Origin of the sequence: Methylobacterium sp. E-045, assembly GCF_022829685.1 — a bacterium.
Lineage (GTDB): Bacteria > Pseudomonadota > Alphaproteobacteria > Rhizobiales > Beijerinckiaceae > Methylobacterium.
Genome location: NZ_JAKSYE010000063.1, coordinates 98,896 through 113,639, shown reverse-complemented (window position 1 = coordinate 113,639; position 14,744 = coordinate 98,896). Strand labels below are relative to the sequence as shown.

The window sequence follows — 14,744 nt, the reverse complement described above, 5'->3', positions numbered from 1 at the left end:
AACCCTCCCCCTCTGCGGGGGAGCGAGGGGCGGGAGAGGGGAGCGCGGTGTCCGGAGAGGTCGCCCCCTCTCCCGCCTGCTCCAAGGTACCCTCCCCCGCAGAGGGGAGAGGGTGGTGTGTAGCGACTCAGCCCTGCTTCTCGGGCAGGTTCAACCGGATGTGGAGTTCGCGCAGCTGCTTCGGGGTCGCCTCGGCCGGGGCGCCCATCATCAGGTCTTCGGCGCGCTGGTTCATGGGGAACAGGACCACCTCGCGCAGGTTCTGTTCGCCGCAGAGCAGCATGACGATGCGGTCGATTCCCGGCGCGATGCCGCCGTGCGGTGGGGCGCCGAGCTTCAGCGCGTTGAGCATGCCGCCGAACTTTTCTTCGAGCACGTCCTGCCCGTAGCCGGCGAGACCGAACGCCTTCTCCATCACCTCCGGGCGATGGTTCCGGATCGCACCGGAGGACAGTTCCGTGCCGTTGCAGACGATGTCGTACTGGAACGCCTTGATGCCCAGGATCGTCTCCGCATCCGACGGGTCGAGGGCCAGGAACGCCTCGCGGTCGAAGTTCGGCATCGAGAACGGGTTGTGGGAGAAGTCGATCCGCTTGTCGTCCTCGTTCCACTCGTACATCGGGAAGTCCGTGATCCAGCAGAACGCGAACTGGTCCTTGTCGCAGAGGCCGAGTTCGTCGCCGATGCGGATGCGGGCCTTGCCGGCGAGCGCCGCGGCCTTGGCCTCGGTGCCGGCGGAGAAGAACACCGCGTCGCCGGCCTTCGTGCCGGTCTTTTCGCGGATGAGAGCCTGGATCTCGGAAGGAATGAACTTGGCGATCGGACCCTTGCCGGTGACCGTGCCGTTGTCGTCCTCGAAGATGATGTAGCCCAGGCCCGGCGCGCCCTCGGCGCGGGCGAAGTCGTTGAGCTTGTCGAAGAACGAGCGCGGTTGCGTCGCGGCCCCCGTGGCGGGGATCGCACGGACCACGCCGCCGGACTTGATCACGCCCTTGAACGCCTTGAACTCGACCTCGTCGCGGGCGAATTCGTCCGTCACGTCGGCGATCACGAGCGGGTTGCGCAGGTCCGGCTTGTCGACGCCGTATTTCAGCATCGCCTCGGCATAGGGGATGCGCGGGAAGGTCTCGGTGACCCGCTTGCCGTCGGCGAATTCCTCGAAGACGTCGCGCAGGACCGGCTCCACCGACTGGAATACGTCCTCCTGGGTGACGAAGCTCATCTCGATGTCGAGCTGGTAGAACTCGCCCGGCGAGCGGTCGGCGCGGGCATCCTCGTCGCGAAAACACGGGGCGATCTGGAAGTAGCGGTCGAAGCCGGCGATCATCGTCAGCTGCTTGAACTGCTGGGGCGCCTGCGGCAGCGCGTAGAACTTGCCGGGGTGCACGCGGGAGGGCACCAGGTAGTCGCGGGCCCCCTCCGGCGAGGACGCCGTGAGGATCGGCGTCTGGAACTCGAAGAACCCGCCTTCGCGCATCCGGCGGCGGAGCGAATCGATGATCGCGCCGCGCTTCATGATGTTGGCGTGGAGCTTGTCGCGGCGCAGGTCGAGGAACCGGTACTTGAGCCGCGTCTCCTCCGGGTAGTCCTGGTCGCCGAAGACCGGCACCGGCAGTTCGCCGGCGGGGCCGAGAACCTCGATGTCGTCGATATAGACCTCCACCGTGCCGGTGGGCAGGTCGGCATTCTCGGTACCGGCGGGGCGGGTGCGAACGCGGCCGTCGATGCGGATCACCCATTCCGAGCGGGCGAGGTTCGCCGTCTTGAACGCCTTCGAATCGGAATCGACCACGCATTGGGTGCGACCGTAATGGTCGCGCAGGTCGATGAAGAGGACGCCGCCATGGTCGCGGATGCGGTGGCACCAGCCGGAAAGGCGAACGGTCTCGCCGACGTCGGACGGGCGGAGGGCCCCACAGGTATGGGTACGATAACGGTGCATGACGGGCTCTTCAGATTGAGCGGCGCACCATGCGGGCGAAGGCGGGCAAGTCAAGGCGATTTAGCGAAATCGCTAAGCGCTTCGACTTGGCAGCCCAGCATGCACCAGAGAAGAAGCCCCAAGGTTGCCGAGGACAGCAAAGACCTTACGAAAACGAGGGGAAATCCCCATATCAAGTCCATGAATGCGAACGCGTTTTTCAACATTTTGCACGAGGCCGCAGCGGCTCCCTCCGTAGGGGGAAAGGGTGCGGCACGGGGCGAGCACAAGCCCGGCGCCTGGCAGATCCTACCGCTCGAAGGCCGGTTCGAGATCGTCTACGAGGATTCCCGTGGTCTCTGGAGCACGCGTGTCCTCGACGCGCGCGAGTTGAGGCTCGGACCGGGCCGGACGCTGCTCGGCGGCATCGACCGCGCACGCGGCGGCTATCGCGGCTTCCGGGTGGATCGCATCCGGCGCCTGACCGAGGAGGCCGGACCGCGGATGAAAGCCGGCATCCTCGACTGGCTTTTGACCCGTGCCTCGGCCCAGAAGCGCGAGCGCGCCGAACGGATGCGCAGCCTCGCCTGCCGGGACCGGTCCCGCAAGCACGCCGCCTGAAGAGGGATCCGGGGCACAGGATCCGGGCGGGGATGTCGGGGATAGCCGCGCGCGGCGCGAGATACGATCTCGCCTCGCGCGTCAACCTCCGATATAGCCGGCTCTCATGGATCTCATCGCCACCACGCCGGCCCTCGCCGAGGCCTGCATCCGTTTCGCCGGACAGCCGTTCGTCACCGTGGACACGGAGTTCATGCGGGAGACGACCTACTACCCCAAGCTCTGCCTCATCCAGATGGCGGGGCCGGACGGGTCGGGGGTGCTCGTCGACCCGTTGTCCCCCGACATCGACCTCGCGCCGTTCTTCGCGCTGATGGCCGACGAGGGCGTGGTCAAGGTGTTCCACTCGGCGCGCCAGGACCTCGAGATCATCTGGCTGCTCGGGGGGCTGCTGCCGCAGCCCTTCTTCGATACGCAGGTCGCCGCCATGGTCTGCGGCTACGGCGACTCGGTCTCCTACGAGCAACTCGTCAACGACGTGGCGAAGGCGAAGATCGACAAATCCTCCCGCTTCACCGACTGGTCGCGCCGCCCGCTCTCCGACGCCCAGTCGAGCTACGCCCTCTCCGACGTGACCCACCTGGTGAAGGTCTACGAGGTGCTGGCGGGGCAGCTCCTCTCCACCGATCGCGGCGAATGGCTCGACGAGGAGATGAGCGTCCTCACGTCGCCGGAGACCTACAAGGCCGACCCGGCCCAGGCCTGGCGCCGGTTGTCCGGCCGCATGCGCAAGCCGCGCGAGATCGCGGTGCTGGCCGAGGTCGCCGCCTGGCGCGAGCGCGAGGCGCAGACCCGCAACGTCCCGCGCGGCCGTATCCTGAAGGACGAGGCGGTGATCGACATCGCCACCTCCTCTCCGCGCAGCGTCGAGGCCCTGGGGCGCCTGCGCTCGATCCCGGCGGGCTTCGAGCGTTCGCGGACCGGAGCCGATATCCTCGCCGCCGTGGAGCGCGGCTTCCAGCGCGACCTGTCCGATATCGTCCTGCCCGAGCGCAGCCGGGGCCGGGGCGGCAACGGCGCCGTGGTGGAATTGCTGAAGGTGCTGCTCAAGGCGGTCTGCGAGGCCGAGGACGTGGCGCCCAAGATCGTCGCCACGATGGATGACCTCGAAGCCATCGCCGAAGACGACGAGGCCGACATCGCCGTCCTGCACGGCTGGCGCCGGACACTGTTCGGCGAGAAGGCGCTGGCCCTCAAGGCCGGCCGCCTCGCCCTGTCGGCCGAGGGCGGGCGGATCGTGGTGCGCACATTGGATTGATCCGGGCTCAGACGCCTCTCCACCCCGCAACGGGGGAGGAGAGACGTAGGCGTTCCTCCCCCGTCGTCAGTTCGCCTTCGCGCTCACGTCCAGCCTGTCGAGCACGGCGCCCGGCGTCGGGGCCGCGCTGAATTCGAGCATGCCGATGCCGCCGGCATTCTTCGCCTTGGCGCTGAGAAGAAGTGTGCCCGGCTTCATCACGAACTGGCCCAGGGCCGCGCCGATGGCCTTGGCCCCGGCCGAATTGCCGAGGATGGCCGGCACGCCGAACGTCGTGGCGGTGACGTATTCCTGAGTCAGTTCCTCGGGCTTGAGGCTCAGGCTCTTCGACTGCGTGGCGATGAAGCGCTCGAACAGGCCGGTATTCTCGATCCGCAGGTCGAGGGTCTTGGCGGTCGCGCCCAGCATGGCGAAGGTCGAGACGCTCGGATCCGGGTCGAACACCGCCGGGCCGATGCCGCCGAGGGTGCCGTTGATCTTCACGCTGCCCATGTCCTTGCCCGACACCGACACCTCGCTGAAGGTGAGTTCCTTGGCGGCCTCGTTCCAGGCCGTGTCGGCCACGACGTCGAGGTCGAGGTCGCGGTAGCCATAGGCGCCGAGGGAGCCGAGTCCCGGAATTCCGGCCACCGCCGAGGCGGGGAGGGTGAGGCCCGAGAGGTTGGCCCGGCCGGTGGTGGGCAGGCCGTCGCGCAGCGGTCCAAAGGCGAAGGCGCCGTCGCGCAGGCCGATATGCTTGGGCGCCGTCGCGGCCGCGGGCGACGGGGCGCCAGGGGGCTTCGCGGAGGGCTTGGGCGGAGCAGACACCTCGTCCGGCGGCAGGTCGAGGCTCAGATCCTTGAATGCCAGGGTGCCGAGCACCGGCGTCATCTGTCGTAAATCCGCTTCGGTGGGCTCCCCGGCCTGCGTCGAGAGCTTGCGCATGGCCGCCACGGTCGGGGCGAAGGAGAAGCCCGCGAAGGACAGGCGCGAGAGCTTGCCGCCGGCTTCGCCCACCGTGAAGCCGAGATCCTCGAAGGTCAGGTTTCCCGAAGCGAAGGCCATGCGTCCCATGGTCATCGCCACGGGCTCGCCGTCATGAGTCTGGTTGATCGTGAGTCCGCTGGCCTGGAACGAGCCGACAGAGAATCCGTCGATGAGGTCGGCCACGGTTCCCAGGATCCGCGCCTTGTCGGCGGAGGCGGGCTGGATGGGGTCCACGCGGGACATCGCGTCGAGCGCGCCGGTCCATGTAGCCGGAATCTGGCGTCCGCTGACGTCGCTGCCCTCGAGACGGGCAATCTTCACCACCGTGCCCTCGGCCTCCATCGAAATGTCGGCGGCCGAGAAGGCGCCATAGATCCGCAGCATCGGGCTCTTGGCGTCGCCCGCTTCACCGTAGAGCCGCGCCATCGCGGCGAGATCGACATCCTTCATCTCGATGCGACCGTAACTGGCGCTGTGTTTCGCCTCGCCCCCGGCCTCCACAGCCGTTAACCCCGCCGCACTTGCCTGGGCGATGCGGCCGCCACGCACGTCCTTGGCCGTCACGTCGCGATAGGTCGCGTTCTGGGTCTTGGTCCCGATCCGGGTCTCGGAGCGAAGCTCCGGGATCACGATGCTCGCGGCATCGAACTTCGCGAGACGCGCGGCCAGGGGCTCGGGGCCGGATCTCAGCAGACCGAGGAGATCGTCCTTCGTCAGGCGCGTCCCGCTGACGATGACCTGCGGCGCGGTGAGGACCGTGCCGCCGAAGGTCATCGTCACGTTCTGGAGCGTCACGTCCTGCACGGCGGACGCCGCTTCCTGGGCCGAGACCGGCAAGGGGCCGAGCAAGGGGCGGAGCGGGCCGCCGCCGCCGAAGATGAGGAGGGCGCAGACCGAAAGGCCAGCCGTCCGCATGAAGAAGGGACGACCTTGTGGGACGATCATGAGCGGATCCGGGGCGCTGCGAAAAAAGGCGCTTCGTGCAACGGTGCCGCGCCGAACCGCATCCGTGCCGCTTTTTCCACGGCGAGGCAATCGCGCAGCCGCACGCCGTGCCGTGACGGAATGACGATGCCTCAGAGCGAGAACGACGTGCCGCAGCCGCAGGAGGAAGTGACCTGCGGATTCTCGATCTTGAAGGCCTGGCCGATCAGATCGTTGGCGAAATCGATGGTCGATCCGCTCATGTATTCGAGGGAGACCGGATCGACGAGGACGGTGGCGCCGTCGCGCTCGATCACCACGTCGTCCTCGGCCCGCGCCCGCTCGATGTCGAAGGCGTAGGAGAAGCCCGAGCAGCCGCCGCCGTTCACGCTGATCCGCAGGGACGCGCCGGGAGGCTCGGCTCCCATGATCTCGTTGATGCGCTTGGCCGCGCGGGGGGTCAGGGTGATGTCGGCCATCGTGATGCTCTTGGGTTCTCGTCGATTGCCAGAAGCGCTAGCCCACACAAGATATGCGCCGTAGAGACGCGCTGCAACGCGAGATGGTCGTTGCGCGCGATGGCGCATTCAGGAGGTGACGTGCGGCACAGGGGCGAACGCTGGCGGGCGCGCTACGCCACCGATCCGGCGGCCACGCGCGGGCGGTTGATCCCGGAGGCGATCTCGCCCACGCGCAGCGACTTCCAGCGCGACCGCGACCGGATCATCCATTCGGCCGCCTTCCGCCGCCTCAAGCACAAGACCCAGGTTTTCGTCCACCACGAGGGCGATCATTACCGCACCCGCCTGACCCATACCCTCGAAGTCAGCCAGATCGCCCGCGCGCTGGCCCGGGCGCTCGGCCTCGACGAGGATCTCGCGGAGGCGCTGGCGCTCTCCCACGACCTCGGCCACACCTGTTTCGGCCATACCGGCGAGGACGCGCTCGATGCTCTGATGGCCGCTCATGGCGGGTTCGACCACAATGCCCAGGCCCTGAGGATCGTGACGCGGCTCGAACGGCGCTATGCCGGGTTCGACGGGCTCAACCTCGCCTGGGAGACCCTGGAGGGCCTCGTCAAGCACAATGGCCCTCTCCTCACGAAGGAGGGCGACCCGACCCCGCGCTGGGCGGGACGGGGCATTCCCGCCGCCATCCTCGAATACAACGCGCAGAACGATCTCGATCTCGCCCGTTTCGCCGGGCCGGAGGCGCAGGCGGCGGCCCTGGCCGACGACATCGCCTATGACAGCCACGACCTCGACGACGGCCTGCGGGCAGGCCTGTTCGAACTCTCGGATCTCGACGGCGTCCCCTTCCTCCGGGACATCCTCGACGAGATCGACGCGCTGCACCCGAATCTTGAGGAATCGCGAAAGATCCACGAACTGGCGCGTCGTGTGATCACCCGCTTCGTGGAGGACGTGATCGCCGAGAGCACCCGTCGGATCGAGGCCCTGGCACCGGGTTCCGTCGCCGATATCCGCGCGGCCAGCGAGGCGGTCGTCTCCTTCTCGCCGGCCCTGGAGGAGGCGGATGCCACGATCAAGCGCTTCCTCTACGCGCGGATGTACCGCCATCCGAGCGTGCTGGCGGTGCGGGCGAAGGCGGACATCATCGTCGCGGACCTGTTCGATGCCTTCAGCACGAACCCTGCCTCCATGCCGGAGGAATGGCAGGCCGGGCTCGAGGGGGCAGGGGAGGGGCGCATCGCCCGGCGCGTGGCCGACTACATCGCCGGCATGACCGACACCTACGCGGTGCTTGCCCACAAGCGCCTGTTCGCCACGACGCCGGACCTGCACTGGAGCCCCGAGAGCCGGGGCCTGCCGCTGGCGGAGGGGTAGGGGCCGGGATTTCGGCGCGATCCATGCGCATTGCTTCATCGGCGACAGTTTCGTGAACGGGGTCGGTGACGACACCTGTCTCGGATGGACGGGCCGTCTCTGTGCCGAGGCCCGCCGCGCGGGCTGGGACGTGACGCATGACAATCCCGGCATTCGCCGCGACACCAGCCTCGACATCCGCGGCCGCTGGCGGAACGAGGCCGAAGCCCGCCTGCCCGAGGGACTGGACGGCAGGCTCGTTTTCGCGTTCGGCGCAAACGATTGCACCCTCGTGGATGGCCGAACCCGCGTCCCTCACGTCCGCTCCCTCGAAATGGCCACGGCGATTCTCACGGACGCCGCCGGCTGGCGGAAGACCCTCATGGTCGGCCTGCTTCCCGTCTGCGACGATCCCTCGACGGATGCATGAATCCTGGCTCTGTCGCGGGACCTCGCTCTCCTCTGCGCCCGACTCGGCGTTCCGTTCCTGCCGGTCTTCGACGTGGCCACGGGATCCGACGCCTGGACCAGCGAGGCCGCGGCGGGAGACGGAACCCACCCCAATGCCGGCGGCTACGCGGCCCTGGCCAGCGCCGTGGCAGCGTGGGAGGCTTGGCGCGCCTGGTTCTGAAGCGCCGGGCTGAGAGAAGACCCCGAAGGGCGATGGGCGGTCTCCCGTGACACGTGCCCCCCGCATTGGTATGCCGCCGCATTGAGGCGCCGGCCGTCGTGACGATGCGGCTTGGCGCGAGCGGAACAGATATCCCATGAACATCTTCGCCACCTTCGAGGCGCGCGTGCGCGAGGCGCTCGAGAGCCTGATCCGGTCCGGGACGCTGCCCGAAGGGCTCGATCTCTCCCGCGTGGTGGTCGAGCCGCCGCGCGATGCCGCTCACGGCGACCTCGCCACCAATGCCGCCCTGGTCCTCGCCAAGGAGGCCCGGACCAATCCGAAGGCGCTCGGCGAGGCGCTGGCGGCGGAACTCCGGCAGGATCCCCGCGTGGTCGAGGCGAGCGTGGCGGGACCGGGTTTCATCAATCTGCGCCTGACGCCCGAGACCTATCACGAGGTCGTGCGTGCGGCGCTCGGCGACGGCGCCGCCTACGGCCGCGCCCGCATGCCCGGCGGCAAGGTCAACATCGAGTACGTCTCGGCCAACCCCACCGGGCCGATGCATGTGGGCCATGGCCGCGGTGCGGTGTTCGGCGACGCGCTGGCCAACCTGCTCGTGGCGGCCGGCCGCGACGTGACGCGCGAGTACTACATCAACGATGCCGGCGCACAGGTGGACGTTCTCGCCCGCTCGGCGTTCCTGCGCTACCGCGAGGCGCTCGGCGAAGAGGTCGGCACGGTGCCGGAAGGCCTTTATCCCGGCGACTATCTCGTGCCGGTGGGCAGGGCGCTCGCCGAGAAGCACGGCCGCGCGCTCCTCGACGCACCGGAATCCGATTGGCTGCCGCAGGTGCGGGCGGATGCCATCGCGGCGATGATGGCGCTGATCCGGGGCGACCTCGCGCGGCTCGGCATCCATCACGACGTCTTCTTCTCGGAAGCGACCCTGAAGGAGGCGGTGCCCGTCCTCCTGGCGGAGCTTCGCGAGAAGGGCCTCGTCTACGAGGGCCGGCTGCCGCCGCCGAAGGGTCAGCTGCCGGAGGATTGGGAGGACCGTGAGCAGACCCTGTTCCGCACCGTGGAGTTCGGTGACGACGTCGACCGGCCGCTCCTGAAGTCGGACGGCTCGTTCACCTACTTCGCCTCCGACATCGCCTATCACCGCGACAAGATCCGGCGCGGCGCCACCGACCTCATCGACGTGCTCGGGGCGGATCACGGCGGCTACGTCAAGCGCATGCAGGCGGCGGTCAGAGCGGTGAGCGACGGCGAGGCGACCCTCGACGTGAAGCTGTGCCAGCTGGTGCGCCTCCTTCGGGCCGGCGAGCCGGTGAAGATGTCCAAGCGCGCCGGCGAGTTCATCACCCTGGCCGAGGTGGTCGACGAGGTCGGTCGCGACGCGATCCGCTTCATGATGCTCTACCGCAAGAACGACGCGACCCTGGATTTCGACCTCGCCAAGGTGGTGGAGCAATCCAAGGACAACCCGGTCTTCTACGTGCAGTACGCCCATGCCCGCTGCGCCTCGGTGTTCCGGCAGGCGCGCGAAGCCATGCCCGGCGAGGACTTTTCCGTCGCCGGCCTCGCGGATGCGGATCTGACGCTGCTGGCCGATTCCGCGGAAGCCGAGATCATGCGGCTCATCGCCCAATACCCACGGGTGATCGAAGCGGCGGCGGCGGCGCACGAGCCGCACCGTGTGGCCTTCTACCTCTACGAGCTCGCAAGTTCCCTGCATGGTTTCTGGAACAAAGGCAAAGACTTGCCGCATTTGCGGTTTATTAATCTAAACGACCGAAACTCGACACGGGCAAGACTGGCCCTCGTGGAGGCTTTGAGAGGCGTCGTCGCCTCCGGCCTCGCGGTCTTGGGTGTCACCGCGCCGGATGAAATGCGGTGAGGTGATCTCGGCGTGAAGGGGAATGCTGCCATGACGACGAACGCTTCGCGAGCGCCTGTCGATTTCGACGCCTTCGCGCGTGACTTGCAGCCCACGACACCGCCCCAGCCGCAGGCCCAGCCTGCGGCAAAGCCCGACCCGTTGGCGGAGCTCGCCCGCATCGTCGGCCAGGACGACCCCTTCCGCGCCCTCCTCGAGGCCCGTGATTCCCGTACCGCGCCCCAGCCGCAGGGCCAGGGCGGGCGGAGGGAGCCGAGCTTCCACGACGAGGCGCCGGCAGCCGCTCCTTCGGCCCATGCCGGGGCGCCGGCGGCCTATGCAACCGCGCCGGCGGCCTACGCCCAGCATCCCCCGTACCAGACAGCGCCCGAATCTGAGGCCACGCTCTCGGCCCATCCGGCCGATGCCTTCGACCAGTATCTCGCCTCCGTCGATCACGGCGCCTATGCGGACGGGACCCACGATCCCCGGGGATCGGAGGCCTATGCGCCGGAGCAGGACGACCGCCTCAACCGCGCGGCCGAGCGGCCCCGCCAGCGGAGCCGCCTCGTCTCCGTGGGGGCCGGCCTCGGCGTGCTGGTGGTCTGCGTCACCGGTGCGCTCACCTGGCGCGGCCTGCATTCGAGCCAGGGCGACGGCACCGTGCCCACGATCCTGGCCGACAAGGCTCCGCTGAAGATCGCCCCGCAGAAGGCGGACGGCGTCGAAATCCCCGACCAGAACAAGCAGATCTACGACCGCAACGCCAAGGACGGCCAGATCCGCATCGTCAACCGCGAAGAGCAGCCGGTCGACGTCGCGCAGGCCGCCCGTTCCGCCCAGCGTGCCGGGGAGGGCGGAGCCACGCCGTCCACCGGGCAGGGCGGCAATACGGGTCCCCTCACCGAAACCCTCGGCGAGCCCCGCCGGGTGCGGACCGTTTCGGTGAAGCCGGATACGCCTCCCCCGCCACCCCAGCGCGAGGCTTCCGCCGCCCAATCCGTCATCCCCACCATGACCCTTCCGGGCGATAACGGTGGCTCCACCAGCGGGTCGATGCATCCGCGCGCCGGAAAGCTGCCGGCGACGACGCCCGCCTCGGCCGACGAAGCCCCGGCACCCGAGCAGGCCGCACCCGCTCCCCGCGTGAAGGCCTCGCAGCGCGTCGCCGCCGTCGCCCCCGATGCGACCTCCGCCCTGCCGACTCCCGCTCCCGCTCCGGCGGCTTCGACCGCCCCGGTCAGCGGGTACTCGGTCCAGCTCGGGGTACGCACCAGCGAGGCCGAGGCGCAGGCCGCGTTCAAGCAGATGCAGGGCAAGTTCAGCCAGCTCTCCGGCAAGCCCGCCCTGATCCGTCAGGCCGAGGTCAGCGGCAAGACCATCTACCGCGTCCGCGTCGGGCCCCTGGCCAAGGCGGAGGCGACGACCCTCTGCACCGAACTGCAGGGTGCCGGCGGCCAGTGCTTCGTCGCCAAGAACTGAGACACGGGATGCGGGCGTCGAAGCCGAGTTCCGGCAGTCGCCCCTCGTGAGCCGAGCGTCCGCGATCCCGGTCTGAGAACTCGAGACCGACGTCGCCGAAGCGCAGACTTCGAAGGCGACCGTCGACGCCTCGCATGGGCAGCGCTCCGTGCGGGACCCGCCCATGCGAGGGCCGCCGCGACCGGGACGAGCAGGGACGGACGTTCCTCGGATCCTCCGTGCATTCAAGCCGAGCAGCATACCCCATGACCACTCGCGCCCTGATCCTCGGCTGTGCCGGCCGGACCCTCTCGGACGAGGAGGCCGCGTTCTTCCGCGATGCGCAGCCCTGGGGCTTCATCCTGTTCAAGCGCAACATCGGCTCGCCGGACGAGGTGAGGGCGCTGACCGATGCGCTGCGGGCCACATCGGGCCGGGCCGACACGCCGATCCTGATCGACCAGGAGGGCGGACGGGTACAGCGCATGGGGCCGCCGCACTGGCCGTCCTATCCGGCCGGCGCCCGCTTCGGCCGGCTCAACGGGTCGGGCACCGCCATGGCGCGCCTCGGCGCACGGCTGATGGCGCACGACCTCGCCTCGGTGGGGATCAACGTCGATTGCGCGCCCGTCCTCGACGTACCGGTGGCCGGCGCCCACGACATCATCGGCGACCGTGCCTACGGCACCGATCCGCACGCCGTCATCGCCCTGGGACGCGCGGTGGCCGAAGGGCTGATGGAGGGCGGCGTCCTCCCCGTGATCAAGCATATTCCCGGGCATGGCCGTGCCGCCTGCGACAGCCACATGGATCTGCCCGTGGTGGAGGCCGAGGGCGTGAGCCTCGCCGCCCACGATTTCGTTCCGTTCCGCGCCCTCGCGGACCTGCCGATGGCGATGAGCGCGCACGTGGTCTACGCCGCCCTCGACCCGCATCATCCCGCGACACAGTCCAGCGTGGTGATCGGACAGGTGATCCGCGGCCTGATCGGCTTCGATGGCCTCCTCATGACCGACGACCTCTCGATGAAAGCACTGGACGGCAGTTTTCGCGAGAAGGCCGAGAAAGCCTTCGCCGCCGGAATCGACGTCGCGCTCCATTGCAACGGCGATCGGCAGGAGATGCGCGTCGTCCTGGAGGGCACGCCGACCCTGTCCGGCGAAGCCCTGCGCCGCGCCGAGGCCGCCCTGGCCCGGCTCGCACCGCATGCGGAGTTCGATGTCGCCGAGGCGCGCTCGCGTTTCGAAGCGGGTCTTTCCGCCCAGGCATGAATGCGATGCGTCCCGCGCGTCCGTGACGCACTGCACAATTGCCTCAGATGCCGTGAATGCCGCAGCCGGAGCCCCCGTGGTTCTTGTGTTCGCTCCTTCCCATCCCTAGTTTCCCGACAATCCGTCGTGAGAGGGCGTCGCTGGGCAGGCGACCGCATGGGCGCAGGAGTTTGCCATGGGCAGCATGAGTATCTGGCACTGGATCATCGTTGCGGGCATCGTGATGCTGCTGTTCGGGCGCGGCAAGATCTCCGACCTGATGGGCGACGTCGCCAAGGGCATCAAGGCCTTCAAGAAGGGCATGGCCGAGGACGAGACGCCTGCCGGACAGGCGCCGGCCGTGCCGCCGCCGAGCAACGGCGAGCCCGTGCGCACCCTGCCTCACCAGGGCGAGCCGGCCACCGCCAGCCACGTCTCGGCCGACCGCAAGGTCGTCTGAGACTCCTTAGGCGATATCGGCGGTCCTGGACGGGATCGCCCAGAGTTCGTGTGAGCGAAATCGCCCGGACGGACATCGGCCCGGCGTGAACCATGCTAGGCCGCCGGTCGTGACGAGGCACAGGCCATCGGCCGCGGGACGAGCGACACCATGTTCGACATGAGTTGGGGCGAGGTGATGCTGATCGGCGGCGTCGCCCTCATCGTCATCGGGCCCAAGGACCTGCCCAAGGCCCTGCGCACCGTTGGCCAGGTGACGGGCAAGATGCGCCGCATGGCCGGCGAGTTCCACGCCCAGTTCAACGAGGCGATCCGCGAGGCCGAGTTCGATGAGGTCCGCCGCGAGGTCGACGGCATCAAGCGCTCCGCGAGCACGATGGGGCCGAGTTTCAATCCGGTCCAGACCATCCGCGACGAGATCCGTGGCGCCGTGGACGGACGCTCGCAATCGAGCACGCAGCCGCTGGCCAACGTGGCCGCCAAGCTCGCCGAGAACGACCCGCCCGCGCCCTCCGAGCCGTCGATCCAGGCTCCCGCGTTGGCAGAGCCGGCAAACGTCGAGCCACCGCCCCCGCCGGACTACGCGCTGCCCGATCTGCCCCCCCGGACGACCGTGGCCCCGACCGAACCCTCCACCAAGCTGACCGAGCCCGGCGCCACCTCATGATCGATCCGGTCGACGAATCCGAGGTCGAGGCGTCACGCGCGCCGCTCCTCGACCATCTGATCGAGTTGCGCTCGCGGCTGATCAAGTCCCTGGCGGCATTCGTCGTGATGTTCTTTGCGTGCTTCTTCGTCTCGCGGCACATCTACAACATCCTGCTCCACCCCTACGTCTCCATCGTCGGCCCGGAGAAGGCGCAGCTCATCGCGACGCATTTCCTCGAACAGGTATTCACCAACATCAAGCTCAGCGTGTTCGGCGCAGGCTTCCTCGCCTTTCCCGTCATCGCGACCCAGATTTATGCGTTCGTGGCCCCGGGCCTCTACCGCAACGAGCGCCAGGCCTTCCTGCCCTACCTCGTCGCCACGCCGATCTTCTTCGTGCTGGGTTCGCTGGTGGTGTTCTTCCTGGCGATGCCGCTGCTGATCCAGTTCTCGGTGAGCCTGCAGCAGGTCGGGCAGCCGGGCGAGGCGACGATCTCGCTGCTGCCGAAGGTGGACGAGTATCTCTCGCTCATCATGACCCTGATCTTCGCCTTCGGACTGGCGTTCCAGTTGCCGGTGATCCTGACCCTGCTCGGCCAGATCGGCGTGATCGATACCGCCTTCCTGCGCGAGAAGCGCCGCTACGCCATCGTCCTCGTCTTCGTGGCGGCCGCGATCCTGACCCCGCCCGACGTGATCTCGCAGCTGTCGCTGGCCCTGCCGATGCTCCTCCTCTACGAGGCCTCGATCTTCTCGGTGGCCCGCGTCGAGCGCCGTCGCAAGGCCAAGCGCGTGGCCGAGGGGCTGGAGCCGTAGCCGCTCCATAAGCCCCATCCGCATGCCTCATGATGAGATGCCGCGTGAGCGGCCTCAGGATGAGGGGGTGTCGGGAAAGCTCGGTCGCCCGGCCTTGTCGGG

General features: G+C 68.6%; 14 protein-coding genes. 11 read left to right on the top strand and 3 right to left on the bottom strand.

Annotated elements, in window-relative coordinates; all coding sequences use genetic code 11:
• Positions 1-127: 127 nt before the first annotated feature.
• Positions 128-1,942, bottom strand: coding sequence for an aspartate--tRNA ligase (aspS, locus tag MKK51_RS08360; protein ID WP_243976296.1), 1,815 nt, complete (start codon positions 1,940-1,942; stop codon positions 128-130).
• Positions 1,943-2,122: 180 nt separating this feature from the next.
• On the opposite strand from aspS, the gene MKK51_RS08355 reads away from it, so the two are divergent.
• The gene (locus MKK51_RS08355) at positions 2,123-2,542 is read left to right on the top strand and encodes a hypothetical protein (RefSeq protein WP_243976294.1); all 420 of its coding nucleotides are present in this window, start codon (positions 2,123-2,125) and stop codon (positions 2,540-2,542) included.
• A 106-nt stretch (positions 2,543-2,648) separates the two neighbouring features.
• Positions 2,649-3,800, top strand: coding sequence for a ribonuclease D (gene rnd / locus MKK51_RS08350; protein ID WP_243976291.1), 1,152 nt, complete (start codon positions 2,649-2,651; stop codon positions 3,798-3,800).
• Positions 3,801-3,866: 66 nt separating this feature from the next.
• Here the strand turns inward: rnd and MKK51_RS08345 are convergent, their stop codons facing one another.
• Positions 3,867-5,711 (bottom strand): hypothetical protein, encoded by a 1,845-nt coding sequence (locus MKK51_RS08345; protein ID WP_243976289.1) that lies wholly within the window; start codon positions 5,709-5,711, stop codon positions 3,867-3,869.
• A gap of 131 nt (positions 5,712-5,842) precedes the next feature.
• Positions 5,843-6,169 carry a HesB/IscA family protein gene (locus tag MKK51_RS08340; protein WP_018043514.1) on the bottom strand — a complete coding sequence of 109 codons (327 nt, stop codon included), beginning with the start codon at positions 6,167-6,169 and terminating at the stop codon, positions 5,843-5,845.
• A 99-nt stretch (positions 6,170-6,268) separates the two neighbouring features.
• On the opposite strand from MKK51_RS08340, the gene MKK51_RS08335 reads away from it, so the two are divergent.
• From MKK51_RS08335 to tatC, 9 genes are all read left to right on the top strand, one after another.
• Positions 6,269-7,537, top strand: coding sequence for a deoxyguanosinetriphosphate triphosphohydrolase (locus MKK51_RS08335; RefSeq protein WP_243976287.1), 1,269 nt, complete (start codon positions 6,269-6,271; stop codon positions 7,535-7,537).
• A complete protein-coding gene (locus tag MKK51_RS08330) occupies positions 7,455-7,946 on the top strand; it encodes a GDSL-type esterase/lipase family protein (protein WP_409565645.1) in 492 nt (163 codons plus the stop codon). Before MKK51_RS08335 ends, MKK51_RS08330 begins: the two co-directional genes overlap by 83 nt.
• Before the next feature lie 72 nt (positions 7,947-8,018).
• Positions 8,019-8,147 carry a hypothetical protein gene (locus MKK51_RS27170; protein WP_279601032.1) on the top strand — a complete coding sequence of 43 codons (129 nt, stop codon included), beginning with the start codon at positions 8,019-8,021 and terminating at the stop codon, positions 8,145-8,147.
• Between the two features lie 136 nt (positions 8,148-8,283).
• On the top strand, positions 8,284-10,029 hold the full coding sequence (argS, locus tag MKK51_RS08325) for an arginine--tRNA ligase (RefSeq protein ID WP_243976283.1): 1,746 nt from the start codon (positions 8,284-8,286) through the stop codon (positions 10,027-10,029).
• Positions 10,030-10,059: 30 nt separating this feature from the next.
• Positions 10,060-11,490: an SPOR domain-containing protein gene (locus tag MKK51_RS08320; RefSeq protein ID WP_243976281.1), complete on the top strand. Its 1,431-nt coding sequence runs from the start codon at positions 10,060-10,062 to the stop codon at positions 11,488-11,490.
• Between the two features lie 245 nt (positions 11,491-11,735).
• Entirely contained in the window at positions 11,736-12,740 is a 1,005-nt protein-coding gene (gene nagZ, locus MKK51_RS08315; protein WP_243976279.1) for a beta-N-acetylhexosaminidase, read from the top strand.
• 175 nt (positions 12,741-12,915) lie between these two features.
• Entirely contained in the window at positions 12,916-13,179 is a 264-nt protein-coding gene (locus tag MKK51_RS08310) for a twin-arginine translocase TatA/TatE family subunit (protein ID WP_018043520.1), read from the top strand.
• 150 nt (positions 13,180-13,329) lie between these two features.
• Positions 13,330-13,845, top strand: a complete 516-nt coding sequence (gene tatB / locus MKK51_RS08305; RefSeq protein WP_243976277.1) for a Sec-independent protein translocase protein TatB — start codon at positions 13,330-13,332, stop codon at positions 13,843-13,845.
• The gene (gene tatC / locus MKK51_RS08300; RefSeq protein WP_243976275.1) at positions 13,842-14,642 is read left to right on the top strand and encodes a twin-arginine translocase subunit TatC; all 801 of its coding nucleotides are present in this window, start codon (positions 13,842-13,844) and stop codon (positions 14,640-14,642) included. The genes tatB and tatC overlap by 4 nt, the downstream gene beginning before the upstream one ends.
• Positions 14,643-14,744 lie beyond the last annotated feature (102 nt).